9 protein-coding genes are annotated in these 23,714 nt (G+C 74.8%); 4 read left to right on the top strand and 5 right to left on the bottom strand.

All coding sequences use genetic code 11. From position 1 onward, the window contains the following. From ACTWPV_RS16960 to ACTWPV_RS16950, 3 genes are read left to right on the top strand one after another with little or no spacing between them, the layout of a single operon-like run. Entirely contained in the window at positions 1-1,503 is a 1,503-nt protein-coding gene (locus ACTWPV_RS16960; protein ID WP_443152495.1) for a condensation domain-containing protein, read from the top strand. Continuing rightward, positions 1,500-7,799, top strand: a complete 6,300-nt coding sequence (locus ACTWPV_RS16955) for an amino acid adenylation domain-containing protein (RefSeq protein WP_443152494.1) — start codon at positions 1,500-1,502, stop codon at positions 7,797-7,799. The genes ACTWPV_RS16960 and ACTWPV_RS16955 overlap by 4 nt, the downstream gene beginning before the upstream one ends. Then, positions 7,796-13,255: a non-ribosomal peptide synthetase/MFS transporter gene (locus ACTWPV_RS16950; RefSeq protein ID WP_443152493.1), complete on the top strand. Its 5,460-nt coding sequence runs from the start codon at positions 7,796-7,798 to the stop codon at positions 13,253-13,255. Before ACTWPV_RS16955 ends, ACTWPV_RS16950 begins: the two co-directional genes overlap by 4 nt. Here the strand turns inward: ACTWPV_RS16950 and ACTWPV_RS16945 are convergent. From ACTWPV_RS16945 to ACTWPV_RS16930, 4 genes are all read right to left on the bottom strand, one after another. Next, positions 13,226-14,437 (bottom strand): 2-oxo acid dehydrogenase subunit E2, encoded by a 1,212-nt coding sequence (locus ACTWPV_RS16945; RefSeq protein ID WP_443152492.1) that lies wholly within the window; start codon positions 14,435-14,437, stop codon positions 13,226-13,228. The genes ACTWPV_RS16950 and ACTWPV_RS16945 overlap by 30 nt on opposite strands. Further along, entirely contained in the window at positions 14,430-15,566 is a 1,137-nt protein-coding gene (locus ACTWPV_RS16940) for an alpha-ketoacid dehydrogenase subunit beta (protein WP_443152491.1), read from the bottom strand. Before ACTWPV_RS16940 ends, ACTWPV_RS16945 begins: the two co-directional genes overlap by 8 nt. Next, positions 15,563-16,444: a thiamine pyrophosphate-dependent dehydrogenase E1 component subunit alpha gene (locus ACTWPV_RS16935; RefSeq protein WP_443152490.1), complete on the bottom strand. Its 882-nt coding sequence runs from the start codon at positions 16,442-16,444 to the stop codon at positions 15,563-15,565. Before ACTWPV_RS16935 ends, ACTWPV_RS16940 begins: the two co-directional genes overlap by 4 nt. A gap of 165 nt (positions 16,445-16,609) precedes the next feature. Further along, positions 16,610-20,014 carry a phosphodiester glycosidase family protein gene (locus tag ACTWPV_RS16930; protein WP_443152489.1) on the bottom strand — a complete coding sequence of 1,135 codons (3,405 nt, stop codon included), beginning with the start codon at positions 20,012-20,014 and terminating at the stop codon, positions 16,610-16,612. 106 nt (positions 20,015-20,120) lie between these two features. Here ACTWPV_RS16930 and ACTWPV_RS16925 point away from each other — a divergent pair, with 106 nt between their 5' ends. Then, positions 20,121-21,311, top strand: coding sequence for a cytochrome P450 (locus ACTWPV_RS16925; RefSeq protein WP_443152488.1), 1,191 nt, complete (start codon positions 20,121-20,123; stop codon positions 21,309-21,311). 21 nt (positions 21,312-21,332) lie between these two features. On the opposite strand, the gene ACTWPV_RS16920 is transcribed toward ACTWPV_RS16925, so the two are convergent. Then, positions 21,333-23,687 (bottom strand): hypothetical protein, encoded by a 2,355-nt coding sequence (locus tag ACTWPV_RS16920; protein ID WP_443152487.1) that lies wholly within the window; start codon positions 23,685-23,687, stop codon positions 21,333-21,335. Between the last annotated feature and the right edge of the window lie 27 nt (positions 23,688-23,714).

Genomic DNA, 23,714 nt, shown 5'->3' with positions numbered 1-23,714 from the left:
ATGGTCCTGGCATCGCAGGCGCAGCACGGCATGTGGATCACCGAGGTGCTGCACGGCACCGGGACGGCGTACCACATGCCGTTCGCCCTCTGGTTCGACGGGCCGCTCGACCGGGAGGCGATGGTGCGGGCGTGCGAGGCGGTCGTCGACCGCCATCCGGTGCTGAGGTGCGCGTTCGAGCAGCGCGACGGCGAGCTGCACCTCGTGCCGGCCGCCGGTCGGCCGCCCGTGGTGTTCACGACCGCGCCGGATCCGGGGCACCTGCTGCGCACCGAGATCGCGCGGCCGTTCGACCTCGGGCGCGGGCCGCTGGCGCGGTTCACGCTGGCCGAGGTGAGCAGGGAACGGCACGTGCTGCTGTTCGTCGGGCACCACCTGGTGTTCGACGGCATGTCCAAGGACCTGCTGACGCGCGACCTGGCGGCCGCCTACGCGGGCGAGGCGCCGCCGCCGCTGCCCATGCCGTACGGTGCGCCGCCCGCGATCCCGCCGGAGGCCTCCGCGTACTGGCGGGCCCGCTGGCGGGACGCGTCCGAGGTGGTGATCGGCGGGACGGTCAGGACCGTGGGGACGGCGGGCCGCGCCGAGGAGGTCCTGCTCGACCTGACCGGCGAGATGGCCGCGGCGCAGGCGGCCGGGGTCACGCGGTTCGAGGCGTTCCTCGCCGCCGTGCACGGCCTGCTGTACTCCTACGGCAACGCGGAGGTCGCGGTCGCCATCGCCATGTCCACCCGGCAGGCGGGGACGCGGGACCACATCGGTCTGTTCGCCACCGAGCTGCCCGTCTACTCCGCCCCCAAGCCGGACACCACGTTCAGGGAGCTCGCCCACGCCCTCAGGGCGGAGGTGCGCGAGCTGAACCGCTTCCGCGACGTCCCCGCGGCCCGCGCCGCGGGCGGGGTGAGGCCGCGGCCCGCGCTGGCGCCGGTGTCGATCAGTTTCCGGCGGCGGGCGGCGAACGTGGTCTTCCCCGGCCTGCGGACGTCGGCCGAGTGGAAGATGTCGAGCCGCACGGTCAGGAACGTGCTGCACCTGCAGGCCGTGGACGGCGACGACGGGCTCCGGCTCACCCTGCACTACAGCCCGGACCTCGTGTCCGCGCGGGACGTGGAGGCGGCGGGCGAGGACCTGAGGGCCGTGCTGGCCGCCGCGAGCGCCGGCCCCGACGTGCCCCTGACAGCTCTGGCGCCGGCTCGCGCGCGGCCCGCCGCCCCGCCGCCGGTCGCCGCCGGCTCCGGCGGCCCGCCCGCGCCGGCGCGGGAGACGGAGGCGGTGGACGGCGAACTGGTCGAGCAGGTACGGCTCATCTGGATGGAGGTCCTGCGGATCGACGACGTCGCCCCCGACGAGGACCTGTACGACCTGGGCGGCCACTCGCTCACCATCACCCAGATCAGCGCCAGGATCAGGAAACGGCTCGGCGTGGAGGTGCCGTTCGACGTGTTCCTCGACGATCCCACGGTCACCGGGGTGGCGGCGGCGGTGAGCGAGCTGCGCGCATGATCTCTTTCGGGCAGGAGCGGCTCTGGTTCCTGCAGCGGCTCGACCCGGCCGACCCCGCCTACCGGGTGGTCGTCGCGCGCCGGCTGCGCGGCCCGCTCGACGCCGGGGCGCTGACCGGCGCGTTCGCCGACGTGGCGGCCAGGCACGAGGCGCTGCGCACCAGGTTCCCCGAGGCCGACGGGCAGCCTGTCGCCGTGGTCGACCCGCCGGGTCGCGTACCCGTCGAGCTGGTCGAGCTCGCGACGCCCGAGCAGGCCGAGCGGCTGTGCGAGGAACGCGCGAACACCCCTTTCGAGCTGGGCGCCGCGCCGCCCCTGCGGATCACGCTGATCCGGCTGGCCGGCGGCGACCACGTGCTCTGCGTCGTGCTGCACCACATCATCGGCGACGGCTGGTCGCTCAACGTGCTCATGGACGACCTGGCCAGGTGCTACGCCGCCCGGGTCCACGGCACGCCGGCCGCGCTGCCCGAGCTACCGGTGACGTACGCCGGGTACGCCGGCGCGCAGCGGGCCGCGGACGCCGACGTCGGCTACTGGACGGGCAAGCTCGCCGGCGCCACCCCGCTGGACCTGCCCGCCGACCGCCCGCGCCCGGCCCGTCGCGGCAGCAGGGGCGGCGAGTCGCACTTCGACCTCGACCCGGCGCTGATGGGTGGGCTGCGGCGGCTGGCGCGGGCCGGGCGCTGCACGCTGTTCATGGTGCTGCTGGCCGCCTACCAGGCGCTGCTGGCCCGGCACACCGGGCAGGAGGACATCCTGGTCGGCACGCCCACCGCCGGGCGGGCCCGGCCGGAGCTGGAGCCGATGGTGGGGCTGTTCGCCTCCACTCTGGTGCTCCGGGGCGATGTGTCGGGCGATCCGCCGTTCACCGAGCTGCTGCGCAGGACCCGGCGTACCGTGCTGGAGGCGATGGCGCACGGCGAGACGCCCGTCGAGCGGGTGCTGTCCGCGCTCGACATCGACCGCGACCTCAGCCGCACGCCGCTGTTCCAGACCATGTTCGGGCTGCACAACGCGGCGGTCGGCTACGGCGAGGCGGCGACGTTCGCGGGCCTGGAGAGCACGCCGTTCCCGCACGGGGTGCCGCCCGCCATGGTGGACCTGCGGGTGGACCTGTGGCCCGACGGCGACGGGCTGCACGGCGCGTTCGTCTACAGCGCGGACCTGTTCGACCAGGCGTCCGCCGACCGGCTGGCCGCCCGTTTCCGCACGCTGCTCGCCTCGGTCGCGGGCCGCCCGGAGGCGCGGCTGTCCGAGCTCGACGTGCTGCCGTCCGGAGAGCGCGAGCTGGTCGTCACGACCTGGAACGCCACCGCGCTCGCCGTGCCTGACGGCACCGTGGTGGACCTCTTCCTGCGGCAGGCGCGGGCGCGGCCGGACGCGGTGGCCGTCGAGTGCGACGGGGAACACAGCGGGGAGCACGGCGGGGTGCGGCGCACGTACGCCGAGGTCGCGGCGCGGGCGCGGGCGGTCGCCGGGGAGTTGCGGGCGTGCGGGGCCGGGCCGGGGTCGGTGGTGGCGGTGTGCCTGCCCCGCACCGCCGACCTGCCGGGGACGCTCCTCGGCGTCATGCTGGCGGGGGCCGCCTACCTGCCGGTGGACCCGGCGCTGCCGGCGGCGCGGGTCGCCGGGATGCTGGATCGGGCGGGGGTACGCGTGGCGCTCGCCGGCCCGTCGGCCCCGCTCCCCGAGCACATCAGGACGCTGCCCCTGACCGCGCCGGCCGGCACGATGCCGGGCGGCGCTCCGGCCGGGACGGGGCCGGGCGGCGGAGCGCCGGAGGCCGGTCCCGGGCCTGGCGCGGCCGCCTACGTGTTGCACACGTCGGGGTCCACCGGGGTGCCGAAGGGGGTGGCCGTGCCGCATTCCGCGCTGGTCAACCTGCTGGCCGGGATGGCGGACCTGCTCGGATCCGGCCCGGGGGACGCGTGGCTGGGCAGCACGTCGCTGTCGTTCGACATCGCGGGACTGGAGCTGTACCTGCCGCTGGTGACGGGCGGGCGGCTGGTGCTGGCCGGCGACGCCGCCGCGCGGGACGGCGTGGCGCTGGCCGGGCTGGTCGCCCGGTCCGGGGTGACGCACGTGCAGGCGACGCCGTCCGGGTGGAGCATGTTGCTGGCCGGCGGCCTGGACCCGGCCGGGCTGGTCGCGCTGGCCGGAGGCGAGGCGCTGCCGCTCGCGCTGGCCGGAAGGCTGCGGCGGCGGGCGCGGCGGCTGTTCAACATGTACGGGCCGACGGAGACCACGATCTGGTCGACCGCCTGGGAGGTGCCCGAGTCACCCGGGCGAATCAGCATCGGCAGGCCCCTGGCCAACACGACCGTCCAGGTGCTCGACCGGTGGGGGTCGCCGGCGCCGGTCGGCGTGCCGGGAGAGCTCGTCATCGGCGGGGCGGGGGTCGCCCTCGGCTACCTGCGCGGGCCCGGGGAGCCGCCGGAGCCGTTCGAGGGCGGCCGGTACCGGACGGGCGACCGGGTCCGGTGGCTCGGCGACGGCACCCTCGAGTTCCTCGGACGGGACGACGGCCAGGTCAAGGTGCGGGGCCACCGCGTCGAACCCGGCGAGATCGAGGCCACGCTGCTGCGGCATCCGCGGGTGCGCGAGGCCGCCGTGGTGGCGCGGGACGACGTGCTCGTGGCCTACGTCGCGCCCGGCGCTCCCGGCGACCTGCTGGATCGGGCGGCGGAGTGGCTGCCGGCGTACATGGTGCCTTCGGCGGTCGTGGCGCTGGACGCGCTGCCGCTGACCCCGAACGGCAAGGTGGACCGGCAGGCGCTGCCCGCCCCGTCGCGTCCCGCGGCGGGGCGGGGCAGGCGGCCGGCCACCGCCAGGGAACGGCAGGTGGCGCGGATCTTCGCCGAGGTGCTCGGCACCGGCGACCTCGGCGCCGGCGACGACTTCTTCGCGCTCGGCGGCCACTCGCTGCTGGCGACCCGGGTCATCGCCCGGCTGGCGGCCGCGGGCACGCCCGCGCCGCTGCGGGCATTGTTCGCGCACCCGACCGTGGCCGGGTTCGCCGCGACGCTGGACGAACAGCAGGACGCGCCGGGCAGGCCGCTGCTGCCCCGCCCCGCGGGCACGCTGCCGCCGCTCTCCCCCGCCCAGGAACGCCTGTGGTTCCTGCACCGGCTCGATCCCGGCGACGCCTCGTACAACATGTACGTCGTGCGCAGGCTCCGGGGCCCGCTCCACGAGGAGGCGCTGCGGCGGGCGCTGACCGGGGTGGTCGCCAGGCACGAGTCGCTGCGAACCCGCTTCCCCGAGGTGGACGGCCGGCCGGTGGCCGTCGTCGAGCGCCCCTCGCCCGTCCGCGTCGAACGGCTCGGCGCCCGCGACGAGGACGAGGCCCGCGCGCTGGTCGCCGCCCGCACCAACGCGCCGCTGGATCTCGGTGCGGCGCCGCCGCTGCGCGTCTCCCTGATCCGGCTCGGCCCCGACGACCATGTGCTGTGCGTGGTGCTCCACCACATCGTCGCGGACGGCTGGTCGATCACCGTCCTCCTGGACGACCTCGCGGCCCTGTACGAAGCGGCCCTCCACGAAACGGCCCCGTCCGGAGCGGCCCCGTCCGGAGGGTCGGGCACCGTCAGGTCGGGCCCGCCGGGGCTGCCCGCCCTGGCCGTGCAGCACGGGGACGTGGCCCTCTGGCAGCGGGAGCAGGACACCGGGGAGGCGCTGGAGTACTGGCGGGCCCAGCTCGCCGACCCGACGGCGCTGGACCTGCCCACCGACCGGCCGCACGGCGCGGAGCCCTCGCGCGGCGGCGTCCACCTGCTGGACGTGCCCGGCGACCTGCTGGCCGCGCTGGAGGCGACGGCGCGCCGGCATCAGGTCACGTTGTTCATGGTGCTGCTGGCCACGTACCAGCTCCTGCTGTCGCGGCACACCAGGCAGGACGACGTGCTGGTGGGCTCGCCCACGGCGGGGCGGAACCGGGTGGAGCTGGAGCCGCTCGTCGGTTACCTCAGCACCACGCTGGTGCTGAGGGGCGACCTGTCGGGTGACCCGACGCTGGAGGAGCTGCTGGCCCGCACGCGCGGCACGGTCCTGGACGCGATGGCGTACCAGGACGTGCCCTTCGAGCAGCTGCTGGCGGAGCTGGACGTGGAGCGGGACATCACCAGGAAGCCGATGTTCCAGACCCTGTTCGCGCTGAACGGCCAGGCGGCCGACCTCGCCGGTCGCGACGGGGCGCGGGACCGGCTGGGCGACCTGCGGATGTCGTTCTTCGACGACGGGTACCGGCAGGCGAAGTTCGACCTGACCGTGGAGGCGTGGCGGGCGCCCGGGCGGTTGCGGGTGGCGTTCGGGTACGACGCCGGGCTGTTCGACGCGGCGACGGTGGCCGGGCTGGCGGCGCGGTTCGAGGTGCTGCTGCGCGGGGTGGCCGACGCCCGCAACCGGCACGCGCCGCTGTCGCGCCTGCCGGTGCTCACGGCCGCCGACGAGGCGCTGATCGAGACGGCGAGCTGCCCTCCGCCCGGCTGGGCGGCCGCGGGCGGGGACGGCCCCGATCCCGCGGCCCGGGTGCCGGAGTTGATCGCGCAGGCGGTGGCGGCGTACCCGGACCGGGTGGCCCTGAGCTGCGGCCAGGCCGCCGTCACGTACGCCGGCCTGGAACGGCGCGTGGCCCGGCTGGCCGGGCAGCTGGCCGGGCGGGGGGCGGGGGGCGCGGTGGGGCTGCGGATGGCCGGCGGCTCCGTCGACGCGGTCGTGGCCATGCTGGCGATATGGCGGGCCGGCGCCGCCTACCTCCCGCTGGATCCCGCCTGCCCGGAGGAGCGCCTACGCGCCATGGCCTCCGTGGCGTCCCTCGTCGTCACGGACGGCCTCGTCATCGAGGACGGCCCCGCGCGAGGACCCCACGTCGCGCCGCGGGGTGAAGCGGGCGGGGCGGTGCACGAAACCTCCGGCGGCCCGGCCCGCGACCACCGCGACGGGGCGGCGTGCGAACACTGCGGCGGGGCCGCGTACGTCCTCTACACCTCGGGATCGACCGGCGCGCCGAAGGGCGTCGTGGTCGAGCACGCCGGGCTGGCCGAGCGGGTCCGGTGGATGCGGGCCGTCTACGGCCTGCGTCCCGGTGACCGCGTCGTCCAGCTGGCCGCGCTCGGCTTCGACACCCACGCGGAGGAGATCTACCCGGCGCTGGCGGCGGGCGCCACGGTCGAGCTGCTGCCCGGTGGCGGAGCCGCCCTGCCGGAGCTGCTCGCCGGACGGCCCGACGTCACCGTGCTCGACCTGCCGACCGCCTACTTCCACCACCTGGTGGGCATGATCGACGAGGTGTCCTGGCCCGAACGGCTGCGCCTGGTGATCCTCGGCGGCGAGCAGGTGCGGGCCGGGGCGGTGGAGCGCTGGCGGGAGCGGTTCGGCGACCGGGTGCGGCTGGTCAACACGTACGGGCCGACCGAGACGACGATCATCGCCACGGCCGCGGAGTTGCGCGGCGGCGACCCGCGCCCGCCCATCGGCCGGCCGGTCCGGGCGACCACGGTCAGGGTGCTCGACGCGTACGGAAGCCCGGTGCCTCCTGGCGCGCCGGGCGAGCTGCACGTCGGCGGGCCCGGCGTGGCCCGCGGCTACCTCGGTGGGTACGACCCGCGTTTCGCCGGCGGGCCGGGCGGCCGCGTTTTCAGGACCGGCGACCGGGTGCGCCTGCGGCGGGACGGGCAGCTGGAGTTCCTCGGGCGGCTGGACGACCAGGTGAAGGTGCGCGGGTTCCGGATCGAGCCCGGCGAGGTCGAGCACTGCCTCCTCGGCCATCCGGACGTGCGCCAGGCCGCGGTGCTGGCCAGGGACGGCGACCTCGTCGCCTACGTCGTCCCCGGCACGTCCTGCGGGTACGCGCCCGAGCCCGCCGAGTACGTCGCCCGCAGGCTTCCCCCGCACCTCGTCCCCACCCGCTGGGTCGTGCTGGACGCCCTCCCCCTCACCCGCAACGGCAAGCTGGACAGGCGCGCGCTGCCCCTGCCAGGGCCTGCCGAGGGCGGCGGCGTGCCGCCGCGCACCGACGCGGAGGAGCTGGTCGCGGACGTGTGGGCGGAGGTGCTCGGCGCCGGCAAGATCGGTGCCTTCGACGACTTCTTCGCGCTCGGCGGCCACTCGCTGCTCGCGATCAGGGTGGCCGCCAGGCTGCGCGCCCTGGCGGGCGTGGACCTGCCGATCCGCACCCTGTTCGACCGCCGTACCGTGGCCGCGCTGGCCGTCGCCGTCGAGGAGGCGCTGGCCGCCGAGGTGGCGGTGCTGTCCGACGAGCAGGCGAGGAGCCTGCTGGATCGGGAGGGTCCATGACGGAACTGAGCGAGGCGCAGCGGGCGCTGCTGACCCAGCGGCTGCGCAGGCGCCGCCCGCCGGCCGGGCCGTCGATCCCCGCGCTGCCGCCCGGGCAGGCGCCGCCGCTGTCGTACGCGCAGGAGCGGCTGTGGTTCATGGAGCAGTACGCCCCCGGCAGCCCGGCGCACACCATCCCCCTGGTGCGGCGGGTGCGCGGCCCGCTCACCGCGGACGCGCTGGAGGCGGCGCTGGAGCGGATCGTGTCCCGGCACCAGCCGCTGCGCACGACGTTCCCCACGGGCCCTGACGGGGAGCCGTCCGTGCTGGTCGCGCGGGAGGCGGCGGCGCCCCTGGCCGTCGCGGACGCGGAGTCGGCCGCGGCCGCCAGGGAACTGGTGGGCCCGTTCCTGGCCGAGCCGTTCGACCTGGCGTCGGGGCCGGTCATCAGGGCGCTGCTGGTGCGGCTGGCCGCCGACGACCACGTGCTGGCCATCGCCGTGCACCACATCGCGGCCGACGGCTGGTCGGCGAACGTGCTGCTGCGCGAGATCGTGGCGCTCTGCGGCGGGGAGCCGGTGCCCGGCCTGCCCGTGAGCTACGGGGACTTCGCCGCCTGGCAGCGGGACCGGCCCGGCGGCGACGTGGAGTACTGGCGGGAGCGGCTGGCCGGGCTGGAGCCGCTGGAGCTGCCCACCGACGCGCCGCGCCCTCCCGAGCTGACCCACGCGGGGGCGGCGCACCATTTCTCCGTCGGCGCGGAGCTGGCCGGGCGGCTCGACCGGGTGGGGCGCGAGCACGGCGCGACGCCGTACATGGTGCTGCTGGCGGCGTTCGCGGTGCTGCTCGGCCGGTACGCGGGCCAGCGGGACGTGACGATCGGCTCTCCCGTCGCCGGCCGGATGGTGCCGGAGCTGGAGGGGCTGATCGGGTGCTTCGTCAACATGCTGGCGATGCGGGTGGACCTGTCGGGCGAGCCGACGTTCGCGGAACTGCTGCGCCGGGTGCGCGACACGGCCACCGACGCGTACACGCACCAGGAGGTGCCGTTCGAGCGGCTGGTGTCGGAGCTGAACGTGGCGCGGGAGCCGTCGCGCCCGCCGGTGTTCCAGGTGATCCTCGCCATGCAGAACTACGGCGGCGAGCCGGAGGCGGGGGCGCTGGCGCTGGAGGGGTTCGAGCCGGGACGCTGGGCGACCCGGTTCGACCTGGAGCTCTACACCGGAGGCGACGGGTCGTTCCTGTTCGTCTACAACACCGCGCTGTTCTCGGCCTGGCGGGTCGAGCGCATGGCGGGGCACCTGGCCACGCTGCTGGCCCAGGTGGCCGACGCACCGGAGACGCCGGTGGCGGAGCTCGACCTGCTGACCGCCGCCGAGCGGGAGGAGCGGCGGCGCTGGAACGACACCGCGGCCGACCTGGGCCCGCCCGGGCTGCTGACGGACCCGGCCCGTGACTGCGGCGCCGTCGCCGTGGTCCACCCCGGCGGCGCGCTGACCTACGCCGAGCTGCTCGGGCGGGCCCGCGCGCTGGCCGCCGAGCTGGTGAGCGCCGGCGCCGGCCCCGGGCGGCTCGTGGCGGTGGTGATGGAGCGCGGCTGGGAGCAGGTCGCCGCCGTCCTGGCGATCAACCTGGCCGGGGCCGCGTACCTGCCGGTCGACGCCGACCTGCCCGACCAGCGGCGGTTCGAGCTCATCGAGCGCGGCGGGTGCGAGATCGCCGTCACCCAGCCGTGGCTCGGCCTCGCCTGGCCGGCCGGCCTGACCCGCCTCACCGTCCCGGACGCCTGCGGCGACCCGCTGGACAACCCGGCCACGCCCGGCGACCTCGCGTACGTGATCTTCACCTCGGGCTCGACCGGCGCCCCCAAGGGCGTGGTGATCGAGCACCAGGCCGCCGTCAACACCGTGCGCGACCTCAACCACCGCTACCGGATCGGCCCCGCCGACCGGTTCCTCGCCCTGTCGGCGCTCAGCTTCGACCTGTCCGTGTACGACGTCTACGGCGCCCTCGCGGCCGGAGCCACCCTCGTGATGGGCGACCCGTCGGGCGACAAGGACCCGGCCGCGTGGGCCCGCCTGGTCGCCGAGGAGCGCGTCACCGTCTGGAACTCCGTGCCCGCCCTGATGGAGCTGCTCGTCGACCACGCCGAGCACGAGGGGACCGACCTCGGCTCGCTGCGCCTGGTGCTGCTCTCGGGCGACTGGATCCCGCTGACCCTGCCGGACCGCATCCGCGCGCTCGCCCCTGACGCGGAGGTCGTCAGCCTGGGCGGCGCCACCGAGGGCTCGATCTGGTCCATCTCCTACCCGATCGGCGCGGTGGACCCGTCCTGGACGTCCATCCCGTACGGCCGCCCGCTGGCCAACCAGACCTTCCACATCCTCAGCCCCGGCCTGCGGGACGTCCCCGTGGGCGTGCCCGGCGAGCTGTACATCGGCGGCGCGGGCGTCGCCACCGGCTACTGGCGCGACCCGGACAGGACGGCCGCCTCCTTCGTCACCCTTCCGCGCACCGGCGAGCGCCTCTACCGGACCGGCGACCTGGGCCGCTACACCGGCGACGGCACCATCGAGTTCCTCGGCAGGGCCGACGCCCAGGTCAAGATCCGCGGCTACCGGATCGAGCTCGGCGAGATCGAGACCCACCTCGCCCGTCACCCGGACGTCGCCGAGTGCGTGGTGACCACCGACGGGGAGGGCAACGGCGCGCAGCTCGTCGCGTACGTGGTCGGCGCCGGCCCCGACCCGGTGCGGCTGCGGACGCACCTCGTCGAGACCCTGCCCGCGTACATGATCCCCACCCGTTTCATCCCGCTCGACCGGCTGCCCCTCACGGCCAACGGCAAGGTGGACCGCCGCCGCCTGCCCGCGCCGCCGCCTGCCCGCGCCGCCGCCCGCGAGTGTGGCAACGGCGCGGGCGGCGCACGCGCCGAGCCGGGCACCGGCACCGAGCGCCTGGTGCACACCGTCTGGGCGGACGTGCTCGGCGGCGCGGACTTCGGCATCGACGACGACTTCTTCGACGCCGGCGGGCACTCGCTGCTCGCCATCAAGGTCGTGGCACGGTTACGCAGGGAGCTGCCGCGGGGCTCGGCGCCGGTCGCCGTGGTGGACCTGTTCAAGCACCCGACCGTCAGGGAACTGGCCGCCCACGCCGACAGCGGAGCCACCGGGCCGCGCCCCCTCCTGCACGAGCTGACGCCGCGCCGGGCCGGGCCCGCCGACCTCACGTACGTGTGCGTCCCGTACGGCGGCGGCGCGGCGGTGGCGTACCAGCCGCTGGCGGACGCCCTGCCGGCGACGCACGCGTTGTGGGCGGTGTCCATCCCCGGGCACGACGTGGGCCTGGACGAGGACCCGCAGCCCCTGGAGGAGGTGGCGGAGCGCTGCGTGGAGGAGATCCTGCGGAACGTACGGGGACCGCTGGCCCTGTACGGTCACTGCGGGGTCGGGTCGGCGCTGACCGTGGCCATCGCGCGGCGGCTGGAGGCGGCGGGGCGGTCGCTCGAAGCGGTGTACATCGGGGCGATCTTCCCGTTCGCCCAGCCGGGGAACCGGGTGCTGGCGGCCCTGTCGCGGCTGGCCAGGCGCGAGTACATGCGCAGCGACCGCAGCTACGCCAACTGGCTGACGTCGATGGGGCTCGACATGAGCGACCTCGACCCGGGCCAGGCGCGGCACATCATCAGGAACATGCGCGAGGACACGGAGGCTGCAGAGGAGTATTTCACCGGCCTGTTCCGGAGCTCCGTGACGCCGCTGCGGGCGCCGATCATCAGCGTCGCGGGTGAGCGGGACCCGGCGACCGAGTACTTCGAGGAACGGTTCAGGGAGTGGCACTTCCTGACGCCGGTGGCGGCCGTGGTGGAGCTGGACGAGGCTGGCCACTTTTTCCTGAAATATCGGGCGGAAGAGCTCGCCGAGATCGTCACCAGCGTCCACGGGGCCGTGGCCTCGGGAGGCGAGACGTCAGGACCCAACTGGCGCCTGCGCGAGGTGTCCAGGACGGACCCCGGCCACCGGCCCGCGGCCCGCGAGCACTCCGGCGAGCACCCTGGCGAGCAGGCCGGCGGGCGGTCCTGTGAGCGGTCCGGCGGCGCAGGCGGGCGGTCCGGAGTGGCGGGCCGCCCCGGCGGGCGGGCGGTGGCTCCGGAGCCGAGTATGCGGCGCTTCCTCGGCGTCGTGAGCGGGCAGCTCATCTCGATCATGGGGTCGGCCCTGACCGAGTTCGCCATCCCCATCTGGATCTACCTGACGACGGGCTCACTCGCCCAGTTCGCCCTGCTCGCCGTCATCGGCCTGGTGCCGGGGATGCTGGTGGCGCCGCTGGCGGGAGCCGTGGTCGACAGGAACGACCGCCGCACCGTCATGCTCGCCGGCGACTACGCCGCCATGGGCACCCAGCTCATGCTGGGCGTCCTGCTCTGGACGGGCAACCTGCAGACCTGGCACGTCTACCCGCTGCTGGCGGTGTTGTCCGTGGCGCTCACCTTCCAGCGCCTCGCGTACAGCTCCGCCATCCCGCAGCTCGTCCCCAAGCGATACCTCGGCCACGCGAACGGCATCGTGCAGATGGCCGGGGGCATGACGCAGCTGCTCGTGCCGCTGGCCGCCGTCGGGCTGATGGCCGTCATCGGGCTGGAGGGCATCCTGATCCTGGACGTGGCAGGATACGCGTTCGCGATCGTGGTGACGTCGCTGGTGCGCTTCCCCGCGAGGCTGGCGTGGCGGCGCAAGGAACCGGTCGTGGCCGAGCTGGTCGCCGGGTTCCGTTACTCCTGGGGCCACCACGGCTTCCGGCGGATGTTGCTGTTCTTCGCGGCGCTGAACATCTTCCTGTCGCCGCTCTTCCTCATGCTCTCGCCGCTGGTGCTCTCGTTCGCCGAACTGCAGGACGTGGGACGCATCTCCTTCCTGTCGGGGCTCGGGGTGCTGATCGGCGGCCTGGCCATGACGGTGTGGGGCGGGCCGGGGCGGCACCGCATGCGGGCGGTGCTCTGGTGCACGCTCGCGCTGGCGGCGTTCTGCCTGGTCACGGGTTTGCGCGCGGATCTCGTGACGATCGGCGTCGGCGCGTTCGGGATGTCGTTGTGGCTGACGCTGCTCAACGGCATCTACGCCACGATCGTGCAGGTGAAGGTGCCGCAGCGGTTCCACGGCCGGGTCTTCGCGCTGAACACGCTGATCGCCTGGTCGACGCTGCCGCTCGGGTTCGGGCTCGTGGCGCCGTACGGGGCGGCGGTGTTCGACCCGCTGGTGGCCCCGGACGGGCCGCTCGCGTCCACGGCCGGCGCGCTGGTGGGCACCGGGGAGGGGCGCGGCGTCGGGCTGATGTACGTGCTGTTCGCGGTGGCGATGGCGGGGCTGGCGCTGGCCGCGCTGCGCTCCCGGCTGCCGTCGCTGGTCGACGACGGCGCCGACGCCCTGCCCGACGACCTGGTGGGCCTACAGGCCCTCGGCCGGCGTCCCCTCTAACGTCTCCTGGAGCGCCTGGAGGAACAGCACGGCGTCCCTGCCGTTGATCAGCCGGTGGTCGTACGAGAGGCCGACCACGGCCACCGTGCGCCCTCCCTCCGGCTGCGGGGAGGTGAGGGCGACGGCGCACGCCTGGCCGGGGAAGATGATCGGCACGGCCATGACGACGCCGGCGTCGTGGTGCAGGGTGACGACGATGTTGCCGCCCGCCAGCTGCTCCTCCCTGAACCCGCCGCGCTGCGCCAGCCTGCGGTACGCGCCCAGCTCCCCGGCGATCTCGGTCACGGACTTCGTGTTCGCGTCCCGGATGACGGGGACGTACAGGCCGGTGCCGAGGTCGATCGTGACGCCCACGTGCGGCGCGTCCGGGACCCTCGCGGTGCCCTCGTCCACGAGGGTGGCGAAGAACAGCGGGAAGTCGTGGTGCAGGCGGGCGACGGCGGAGATCAGCAGGTCGGGCAGCCCGACCAGCATGCGCAGCCGCCGGGTGAGGTCGCGGGCCGCGGCGGCGGCCGCCCCCACGTCCACCTTGACGGCGGCGAACGCGGCGGGCACGGTCCGGTGCGAGAGGCTCACGGTCCTGCCCACGGCCCGCTGGTTCGCGCTCAACGACCGCGGGCTCCCACCGCCGGTCGTGGGCGCGCCCCGGTCGACGGTCACCGGCCCGGGCTCGCCGCCGCCGAGACCACCTTCACGGCCTGGCGGGCTCGCGTGCGGGCCGGCGGCGGCCAGGCGTTCGACGTCGGCGCGGCGCACCACCTTCACCGGGAGCGCGCGTACCCGCTCCGGGTCGATGCCCAGCTCGTCGATGAGCGCCTGGGCGGGCGCGGTGACCAGCGGCCCGCCACCGGTCCCCGCGCCCACCGGAACGGCGGCGGGCACGGCGGCGGGCACGGCGGACGCGGCGGCGGACGCGGGCGGGTGGCGAGGAGGCGGGCCAGGGGCTTCGGCCGGGGAGGTGAGGCGGGCGATGGGGTCGCCGGGGGCGATGTCGCGGCCCGCCGGCGCCAGGTGGGTCAGAACGCCGTCGTGCTCGCAGACCAGCTCCTCCACCGTCTTCGACGTCTCCACCTCGGCCACCACCTCGCCCGCGCGCACCGCCGCCCCGTCGGGTGCCAGCCAGGCGACCAGCACGTACGCCGAGTCGTTGGAGTTCAGCTTGGGCACCCGGATCTCAACCATCGAGCCCTTCCAGTACGGCGCGGCGGATCGTGCTGTCCTGCACCAGCACGTCCCGTTCCAGGTGGGCGGCCGTGGGGATGACGCTGTCGGCCGAGCTGACCAGCTTGACCGGCCGCCGGAGCCGCCCCCAGAGCCGGGTGTGCAGGTCGGCGGCGACGTGGCCGCCCCAGGTGCCGCCCGCGCTGCCGTCCTCGGCGACGCAGATCAGCGGCGCCCGCCCGAGCAGGTCGAGAAGGGGCGCCGGGTCGAAGGGGTACAGGCGTGAGGGGACCAGGATCACGCCGGCCAGGTCGTGGCCGAGCAGCAGGGCTCGCATGGCCGCCAGCGCCCGGTGGGCCAGCCCTCCGGGAACGATGACGACGTAGTCGAGGTCGCCGGGAGGGATCTCCGGAGCACCGGCGAGCGGCGGTGAACCGGGGCCGGTCACCGGGCCGGTCACCGGGCCGGTCACCGGCGGGTCGAGGCGCACCACCGCCACATCGCCCACGAGATCCCATCGGAACAGTTCCTCCGCCACTCCCGGCGGATACATGCGCCGCGTGTAGAGCACCTTGTCCTCGAAGAGCAGGCACGGCTCCCCCAGCGCGAGCATGCGGTCGAGGACGGCCCGGTTGTCGTGGAACGGCGACATCTCGAACAGCGACAGGCCGGGGATGCCGATGAAGTGCTTCTGCGGGCTCTGGCTGTGCGTGGGGCCGTAACCGCGGTGGCCTCCGGAGGGGCAGCGGACCACCAGCGGCATGGGGACGCGGGCGCCGTACATGGTGACGGACTTGCTGGCGAAGTTGAGGATCTGGTCGAAGGCGAGCGCGGCGAAGTCGGCGAACATGATCTCAGCGATCGCCTTGCCGCCCGCGAGGGCCAGCCCGGAGGCCGCCCCCACGATGGTCCCCTCGCTGAGCGGGGTGGTCAGGACGCGGTCGGGGAAACGCGTCGACAGGCCCTTGGTGATCTTGAAGGCGCCTCCGTAGGGGTCGAGCAGGTCCTCGCCGAGGACGTACACAGAGGGGTCGTCCTCCAGAAGGCCGTGGAGGGCGCGGTTGAGGTCCTCCCCCACCCGGGCGCCGCCACGGTCCGCGACCGGCTGGACGGCGGGCCCCGGACGCCCGGCGGGCTCCCCCGGGCTCACGCCGCCGTCCAGGCCGCCGGTGGGCGGGCGGTCACCTCGGCGGCGACCTCGTCGACGCGGGCGCGGGCCTCGGCTTCGACCCGGGCCGCCTGGCCGGGGTGGGCGGCCCGGTAGGCGGCGTACCAGTCGGTGCGGGGGAAGCCGGGCGGGCGGGTGTCGTCGCCCTTGCTGTGGGGGCCGAGGCGGTGGGTGGCGAACTCGACGACCAGGGGCCGGGGGTCGGCGCGCACGGACTCGATCAGGGGCGCCAGGCCGTCCCGGATGCGGGGGATCTCGAACCGGTCCACGCGGTGGTGGCCGATGCCGAACGCCCGTGCCCGGCCCTCGATCGTCCCCGCCATCTGGAGGGCCGTCGGCGTGGACTGGGCGATGCCGTTGTGCTCGACCACGACGAGCAGCGGCAGGCGCCACAGTTGCGCCAGGTTCATGGCCTCGTACACGGAGCCCTCGCCCCACGTGCCGTCACCGATGTACACGCACGTCAGCGCGCCCGGCTCGTGCCGCTTCAGCCGCAGCGCCACCCCCGCGGCGACGGGCAGGCTCTGGCCCTGCACCCCGGTCGACAGGTAACGGTCCCGCCGCAGGTGCTGGCTGCCGCCGACGCCCTCGCAGACCGCGCCCTTCCTGCCCATGATCTCGGCGAGCAGCCCTTCGGGGTCGCCGAACCTGGCCAGGTAGTGCCCGTGACCGCGGTGGTTGCTGAACACCCAGTCGGGTTCGCGCAGGAGCGGGCGCAGGGACACGGGGACGTACTCCTGCCCCAGACAGGTGTGGGTGGTGCCGTCGAGCTCGCCCCGCTCGAAGAGCTCGAGGAGTTTCAGCTCGAAGGACCGGATGAGGAGCAGCAGCGCCAGGTCGTCGTCAGAGAGTCTGTCCATAGGCTCCTCGAGCACCAGGAAAACCTCCTGAAAGCGTATACAACACCCGCATATCGCGTCCAGGACGGGGATGCCGCCGGGGCCGCGCCGCGTCTCGACGACGCGGCCCGGCCCCGGCGTGGAGCGGCCCGGCCGGAACGGGATCAGGCGGGAATCAGGCAGGGCTCAGGCGGCGGCCTTGGCGGTGGCCGCCACCGACGCCCGCTCGGTGACGCCGTTGACGGTCACCGCGACCGTCACCTTCCCCTCGCGCAGCGCCGTGAGCGTGCCCTTCTCCGGGTCGAGCACGGCGACGTGCCAGGGTTTGGCCGTCTTGCGGCTGCCGACGTGCAGGTTGGGCGAGCCCGACCACGCCGCCGAGACGGGGTAGGCGGCGGGCACCGTCCTGTCGTCCTGCCTGACGGCGGCGCTCACCTCGGCGGGCGCGCCGACGGCGACGGTGGCCGGGGCGGTCAGCGTGAGCGCGTCCACGTGCGGGCGCACCTGGGTGCCGATCCAGTCGGGCGCGTCGGCGAACCAGTTCCGCCTGACGTGCTCGGCCTCGGCCGGCGTGACCGGGTCGACGCCCCACAGCGACCAGCCGGTGAACCCGCCGTCCTCGGGTGCGGTGGCGGGGTTCTTGCCGGAGTTGCCGTTGATGAAGTACGGCACCGCGTCCACGTGGGCGGCGTGGAACGTCCCCACGTGCGCCCCGATGTGGGCGGCGCCCTTGCCGGTGGTGCGCTGGAAGTCGGCCAGCCAGCCCTCCACGAGCGCCGCCTCCTTCCGGTCGCCGAGCTGGCTGCCCTTGCCCGGTGTCGGGTCGCGCGGCGGCACGTGGAACAGGACGGTGACCGACCCGATCGAGGCGTCCTTCGCCGCCTTGTCCAGCTCGGACCTGAGCATGGCCACCTGCTCGAAGCCGCCGCCCCGCAGGCTCAGGCGGGAGGTGTCGAGCGTGATGAAGCGGGTGCCCTTGTGGTCGAAGGTCCGGTACGTGTCGCCGAAGGCGGCCTTGAAGTTGTCGATCGCTCCGCCCATGACCTCATGGTTACCGGGGATGTAGTGATATTTCAGCTCTCCGCCCAGTTCCTCGTCGAGGATCCGCTTGGCCAGCGCGAAGTCCTCGGGCGACGCCTCGTCCACCAGGTCACCGTTGATGACCAGGAAGTCGGGCCTGGCCGCCTTGATCTCGCGCAGCGTGCGGCGGGCGTTCTTGACGAGGTCGCTGTCCGGCTCCCTGGCCACGAACTGCGCGTCCGACATGACCGCGAACCGCCACGGCATCGTCGCCACGTCGTCCCTGACCACCGGGTCGGCGACCTCGGGCACGGGCGGCGCGTCGACCGGCGGCGGCACCTTGGCCACCAGGCCGTCGATCATGATCTCGTTGGTGTACCGCACGTCGGCCTTGGTCTCGGCCACGTAGAAGCGCCGCAGCCGCAGCGGGTGGTTGACGCCGGGCGGCACGGCGAACTCGACGTACTTCCAGCCGGTCCACGTCATGTACGGCCCGCGCAGGATCTGAGACTGCCCGAGCGCGTCGTAGAACTCCAGGCTCGGCCACTCCCCCTTGCCGGTGGAGTGGATCCAGAGCCCGAACGCCTGCGGCTGCCCCTCCACCACGATCTCCTCCGGCGGGCTGGCGTACGCGGCCCGGGTGGCGGTCGAGGTGCTGAAGTCGTATGACAGCTTGAGCCCGCCGCCGTCGTGACCGGGTGCGGCCGACAGCGAGCCGGTGGCGCGGGCGGCGGCGAACTTCCAGGTGGCCGCGTCCTCGAAGTCGGCGACCGCTTTCTCCTCGAACCCCACGGTGACGGGCACGGCGGTGGTGAGCTTGCCGACCTTGGCGGTGATCAGCCCCGCGCCCGAGGCCTGCTTGGCCTTGACGGTGAAGGAGCCGTGCTCGGCGGCGGTCACCTCGAAGAGGTTCCCGTCGTAGTCGAGCTCGAGGTCGGCGGGCTCGATGGGCGCGGAGTTGCCGTTGCGGTCGTAGCCGACCACGCCGAACGTGGCCGCGCCGTCCGCGCCGGCGATGGCGAGCCGGTCGGCGGTGGCGCCGAGCCGCTGGAGCGGCTGCAGGACGGTCAGCTCGATCTCGCCCTTGGCGCGGCCGCGGGAGGCGGTGACGGTGGTCTGGCCGGGCACCAGGGCGTGGAACCTGCCGTCGCGGACGACGCCGTGCACGGCGGGCTTCGCTCGCCAGGAGGGCTCGCCCTTGGCGGGACCGTATGTCTCGTCGTACCCGGCGGCGGTCAGGCGCCTGGTGAGGCCGGGGAAGACCCGGTCGGGGCGGCCGCCGGCGACGGGCGCGACGCCGGGCGCCTTGGACGGGTCGCTCGCGGTCTCCAGCCAGAAGCCCTTCAGCTTGCCGCTGCCTTCGGGCGCGTAGAGCGCCAGGCCGTTGGGGACGTGCCGCTCGCCGCCGTCGGAAGGGCTGTTCTCCACCTGGACGTCGGCGGAGCCGGGCTCGCGGGCGAGCATGGTGGAGGAGCCGCCGCCGTCCAGGTTGAGCGCGTTGGCCGCGCCCAGCTCGACCATCATGGCCGCGAGCTCGTTGAGCGTGACGCCGCGGCTGTCGGCCTGGCGGCCGTCCACGGTCAGCAGGTACATCTTCCTGCCGTCGGCCGAGAACCCGACGGCCGTGCGCGGGTGGGCGCTGGTGTCGGTCGAGTTCTGTACGGCGCCGTCCTTGACCAGCACCCAGTTGCCGCCGACGGCCGCCTTGACCGTGCTGCCGTCCGACGCCTTGGGCTGGTACTTCACGTCGATCCGGTCGCCCTGCTCCAGCGCGGACAGCGCCTCGGCGCCGGCGTCGCGGCCGAGCAGGATCGAGGTGCCCGCCGGGATCGGTCCGGTGCCCGCGGAGGTGCGCACCTCGGTGACCACGCCGTCTTTCATGACGACCTCGGCGACGGAGGTGGCGCCCTCGACGGCGCGGGCCCGGTTGTAGGAGCCCCACAGCGGCGTGAAGAGCCCCACGCCGCCGTCCTGCACGATCTGGTTGAACTGGGTGAGCGTGATCGGCGAGCCGCCGTCAGGCGTGGCGGTGCCCTCGAAGTACATCTTGAGCACGCGTCCGACACCGTCGCCGGTGATCGCGACCGCGTTCTCGTGCCCGGCGACGGGCGACTGGACGAGCGTGCCGTCCTGGACGCCGATGCCCTGGGCGGCGCCGGAGTTGTTGATGTCGAAGAAGTCGCCGTTGACGGCGGCGACGGCGTGGGAGCGCTTGGCGGGCCCGGACAGCGGCTCGGTCTTGGACACCTCGCCGGAGAACACGTAGTCGGCCTTGGCTCCGTGCTGTCCTGCCAGGTCTGCGGTGATCGCGTCGGCGCGCAGCCAGCCGAGCGGGTCGTAGGTGTCGAACGAGGTCAGCGAGATCCCCGGCGCGACCGGCCGGGTCCTCTTGTCCGTCTCCAGCCGCTGCCGCCCTTCGGTGGCCCGGGTGACCAGCGTGGACGGCGGCGGGTAGGACGACGCCTGGGGAGCGTCCTCCGCGGGGGGTGCGGCATCGGCCTGCGCGGGCACGCTCAGGGCCACGGGGGCTAACACAAGCGCGGCGGCGGCCAGCAATCTGAGGGTCTGCACGACCGAACTCAATCGTTCATGGATATAACTTTCAAGGCTTACACATGAACCAAAAGAAAATTTCAGATCTTGTACGCCCCCCGCGGGGCCCACCACGATGGAAGGTGTGGATCGAGAGGCCTTCTACCGCGACCCGTACCCCGTCTACGCCCGCGCCCGCGCCGCCCCCGGGCTGACCTTCACCGGCGAGCTGGACGCCTGGCTCGTGGCCCGGCACGCGGACGTGCGCGAGGTGCTGGCCCGGCCGGCCGACTTCTCCTCCCAGGGCGCCTTCCGCGGAGACGTGACGCCGAGCCCGCGCGCGTTCGCCGAACTGGCCGGCGCGCCCGGCAACGCCCCCGTGGTGCTCAGCTCCGACGGCGAGGCCCACCAGCGTTACCGCAGGCCGCTCACCCGCGGCCTGTCGGCCGCCCGGGTGGCCGCCGCACGCCCGTTCATCCAGGCCACGGCGGCGGAGCTGCTCGCGTCGTTCGCGGCCGCGGGCCGGGTGGAATGGATGGGCGGCTACGCCAGGCCGCTGCCCGCCACCGTCATCGGCCACCTGCTCGGCCTCGACCCGGCCGACGTGCCCGCCGCCGTCCGGGCGGGTGACCGCGCCGAGGACCTGATCTTCACGCCCATGCCGGAGGACGAGCAGATCGCCGCCGCCCGAGAGGTGTCCGCGCTGCGGCACCTCCTGGTCGCGCACGCCGCCCGTTCGCGCGACCAGGAGAGCCTGACCGGCGAGCTGGTCCGCGGCCTGGCCCCCGGACCCGGCGAACCGACCGACCGGCAGCGCGACGAGATCGTCTCCAACACCCAGAACCTCATGCTGGCCGGCCACCTGACCACCACGGCGCTGCTCGGCACCGCCGTGCACCGCCTGCTGCGCGACCGCCGCCAGTGGGAGCTGCTGTGCCGGCGGCCCGAGCTGATCCCGGCGGCGATCGAGGAGGCCGCCAGGTTCGAGGCGCCCGTGCAGGGCTTCCGCCGCCGGGTCACCAGGCCGCTCACGCTGGGCGGCACGGAGCTCGCCGAGGGCGACACGGTGTTCGTGTCGTTCGCCTCGGCGGGCCGGGACGAGGCCGTGCACGTGGACCCCGACGTGTTCGACATCGCGCGGGAGCCGGCGCGTCACCTGTCGTTCGGGCACGGCGTGCACGGCTGCCCCGGCGCGCTCCTGGCCCGCGAGCAACTCCGCATCACGCTGGAGCTGCTCGTACGCGAACTGCCCGGCCTGCGCCTGGCCGAACCCGAGGTCACCATGGCGGCCACCCTGATCCACCGCGCCCCCGAGAAGCTCGTCCTGTCGTGGTGATCCGCGCCCGTTCACGGGCCCCTACAGGGCCGTACGCTCGGGCGGCAGGCTCGGGGTGATCAACCGGTCCAGCTCGTCGCGGTAGGGCGGGTCGAGCCAGTAGCCCGAGTGCCAGCGCGCCTCGGGCAGCGGCTCGCCCGGCGCCGGCCGGAGCGGATCCCAGCAGAACCGGTCCACCGTGTTGCCGCGATCGGGTTCGGCGGCGAGGGGGTCGACGCGGCGGAACGCGGGCCCGCCGATGGGATCGCTCAGGCGGTACAGGTTGCGCCACGCGACCGCGTCACGCAGGACCGGCAGGCCACGGCCGGCGAAGTACGCGGGGAAGAACGGGGCGTACAGGCGGCGCAGCGGCGACCCGTGGGTGAGCAGCCTGACCTGCCGGCGCACGTCAGGGTCGAGCTGCAGGACCAGGGCGGCCGCGATGACGCTGCCCTGGCTGTGCCCGGACAGGACGACGGTGTCCCGATCGGTCGCGGCCAGCCGGCCGAGGCGGGCCATCAGCTCGGGGATGACGCGCTCGGTGTAGCAGGGCGGGGCCAGCGGGTGGATGGCCCTGGGCCAGAAGGTGGACACGTCCCAGACGATCCCGACGGTCCTGCGCAACCGCGAGCTGCCGTACGTGCGGCGGCCGAGCAGCACCAGGCCGACGACGGCGGCCGCCGTGGCCCAGCTCCCGATCGAGGCGAGCAGCCCCGCGAACCCCGCCGTCGGCGTGTACAGCCGCAGCTGGTGGATCACGGTCACCACGGCGAACCCGGCCACTCCGATGCCGGTGAGCAGGCCCAGCACCAGCCCGGCCCGGTCGGTGAGCGCGGCCAGCGCCCACTTCCGCGCGACCTTGGCGCCGCCGCGCTCCCCGTAGTGCTCCTCCAGCTCGGGCGCCAGCCTGCCCGCCTCGGCGCGGCGGACCAGCCAGAGGGCGATCGCCACCCCGGCCGACGCCGCCCCCAGCAGCGGCACCAGGGCGGCCGTCCACCAGACCGGGTCGTCGATGAAGAGCTTCCTGCCGGGCGGCCCCGGGTCGGCCAGGCTGCCGGGGACGCCGAAGAACGTGGCGGTCCAGAACAGCACGCCGAGCGCCAGCACGTTCGCGCAGCCCGCGGCCACCATCAGCATGAACCACGCGGCGAGCCCGCCCATCGCCGGCCGGTCGAGCGGGTCCCGGCCGCCGCCTCGCCGGTCCATGCGGGCCAGCACCCACGTGGCGGCCAGGATGAACGCCCCGAGCCCCAGCATGAGCGCGAACTGCACCGGACCCGCGCCCACGCTGGGCAGCACGAGCCCCTCCACGCCCGCCGGCAGACCGGCCAGCGCCGCCCAGAACGTGGCCAGGAACACCAGCGGCGCGGCCACCCGCAGCACGTGGCACGCGACCTTGAGCCAGGTGGGCTCGCGCCCGCCGGAGTGCGGGTCCAGCCGCCGGCCGGTCCACGGCAGGACGACCAGCACGGCGGCGGCGAGCTCGACGCCCGCGTTCGCCGAGGTGAGCGCCAGCCCCAGCGGGGTGGCGGCGAAGGGCGCGGCGACGGCCATCCCGATCGAGGCGATCGCGAAGGCGACGTGCACGATGCGCAGGCGCCACACCGGCGCGCCGCCGTGCCACAGCCGCGCCCGCGCCAGCAGCAGCCGCTCACCAGCAGGCCCGTCCTCAGGTCCCTCGGTGGCGCCGCCGGGACCGCCGCCCGGATCGCCGCCCGGATCGCCGCCCGGATCGCCGCGGGGACCGCTGCCCGGATCGCTGCCGGAAGCGGCGGGGACGACCTTGCTCTCGTCGCGGCGCCAGGTGCGGCGGGCGAGCCACCACAGCAGGACGACCACCAGCAGCGGCGCCAGGGCGGTGACGGCCAGGCGCTTGGACGGCTCGTGCCCCCACATCTCGCCCATCCACCGCAGCCAGACGGGCGCGAGCACATCGGTGCAGGCCCGTCCCGCGGCCGTGCACTGCCAGCCGACGAGGTCCACGCAGGCCCTGGTCACGGCGCCGACGAGGGTGCCGGTGAGGAGCAGGGCGAACAGCCGCTGCGCCGCCTCCGTCACGTGCCGCAGCCGGTCGCCGCCCCGCGGCCTGGGCAGCATGAAGTAGGACAGGTTCGCGAGTGAGAACGGCAGCAGGAGCAACCACAGCGCGATCGTCCGCCCGCCGGAGGTGAGGCCGCCCCACGCGTACGCCTCCCGCCGGCGGACGCCCGGCACGTCGGCCCGGTCGCCCACCGGCTGCCCCGCCGTCCACCAGCGCCGGTAGAACCCGGTGGTGCCGTCGCCCGCGACCAGCCGGGGATGGGGGTGGTTGAGCATGCCCGCCGGCGGCGTGCCGGAGACACCGTGGACGCGCAGCTCCGTCACCCCGCCGCAGGTCTCGTCGAGGAATCCGTCCATGTGGACAAGGATCCTGCGACAATCCCG

It is taken from the genome of Nonomuraea sp. KM88 (genome assembly GCF_052245635.1).
GTDB lineage: Bacteria > Actinomycetota > Actinomycetes > Streptosporangiales > Streptosporangiaceae > Nonomuraea.
Note: the sequence above shows the minus strand (reverse complement) of the source record. Positions and strands in the feature narration are given on the sequence as shown.

What these genes read in the sequence shown, in the direction of transcription:
- ACTWPV_RS16960 (WP_443152495.1), top strand. Translation starts at nt 1, where the DNA reads ATGGTCCTGGCATCGCAGGCGCAGCACGGCATGTGGATCACCGAGGTG.
- ACTWPV_RS16955 (WP_443152494.1), top strand. Translation starts at nt 1,500, where the DNA reads ATGATCTCTTTCGGGCAGGAGCGGCTCTGGTTCCTGCAGCGGCTCGAC.
- ACTWPV_RS16950 (WP_443152493.1), top strand. Translation starts at nt 7,796, where the DNA reads ATGACGGAACTGAGCGAGGCGCAGCGGGCGCTGCTGACCCAGCGGCTG.
- ACTWPV_RS16945 (WP_443152492.1), bottom strand. Translation starts at nt 14,437, where the DNA reads ATGGTTGAGATCCGGGTGCCCAAGCTGAACTCCAACGACTCGGCGTAC.
- ACTWPV_RS16935 (WP_443152490.1), bottom strand. Translation starts at nt 16,444, where the DNA reads ATGGACAGACTCTCTGACGACGACCTGGCGCTGCTGCTCCTCATCCGG.
- ACTWPV_RS16920 (WP_443152487.1), bottom strand. Translation starts at nt 23,687, where the DNA reads ATGGACGGATTCCTCGACGAGACCTGCGGCGGGGTGACGGAGCTGCGC.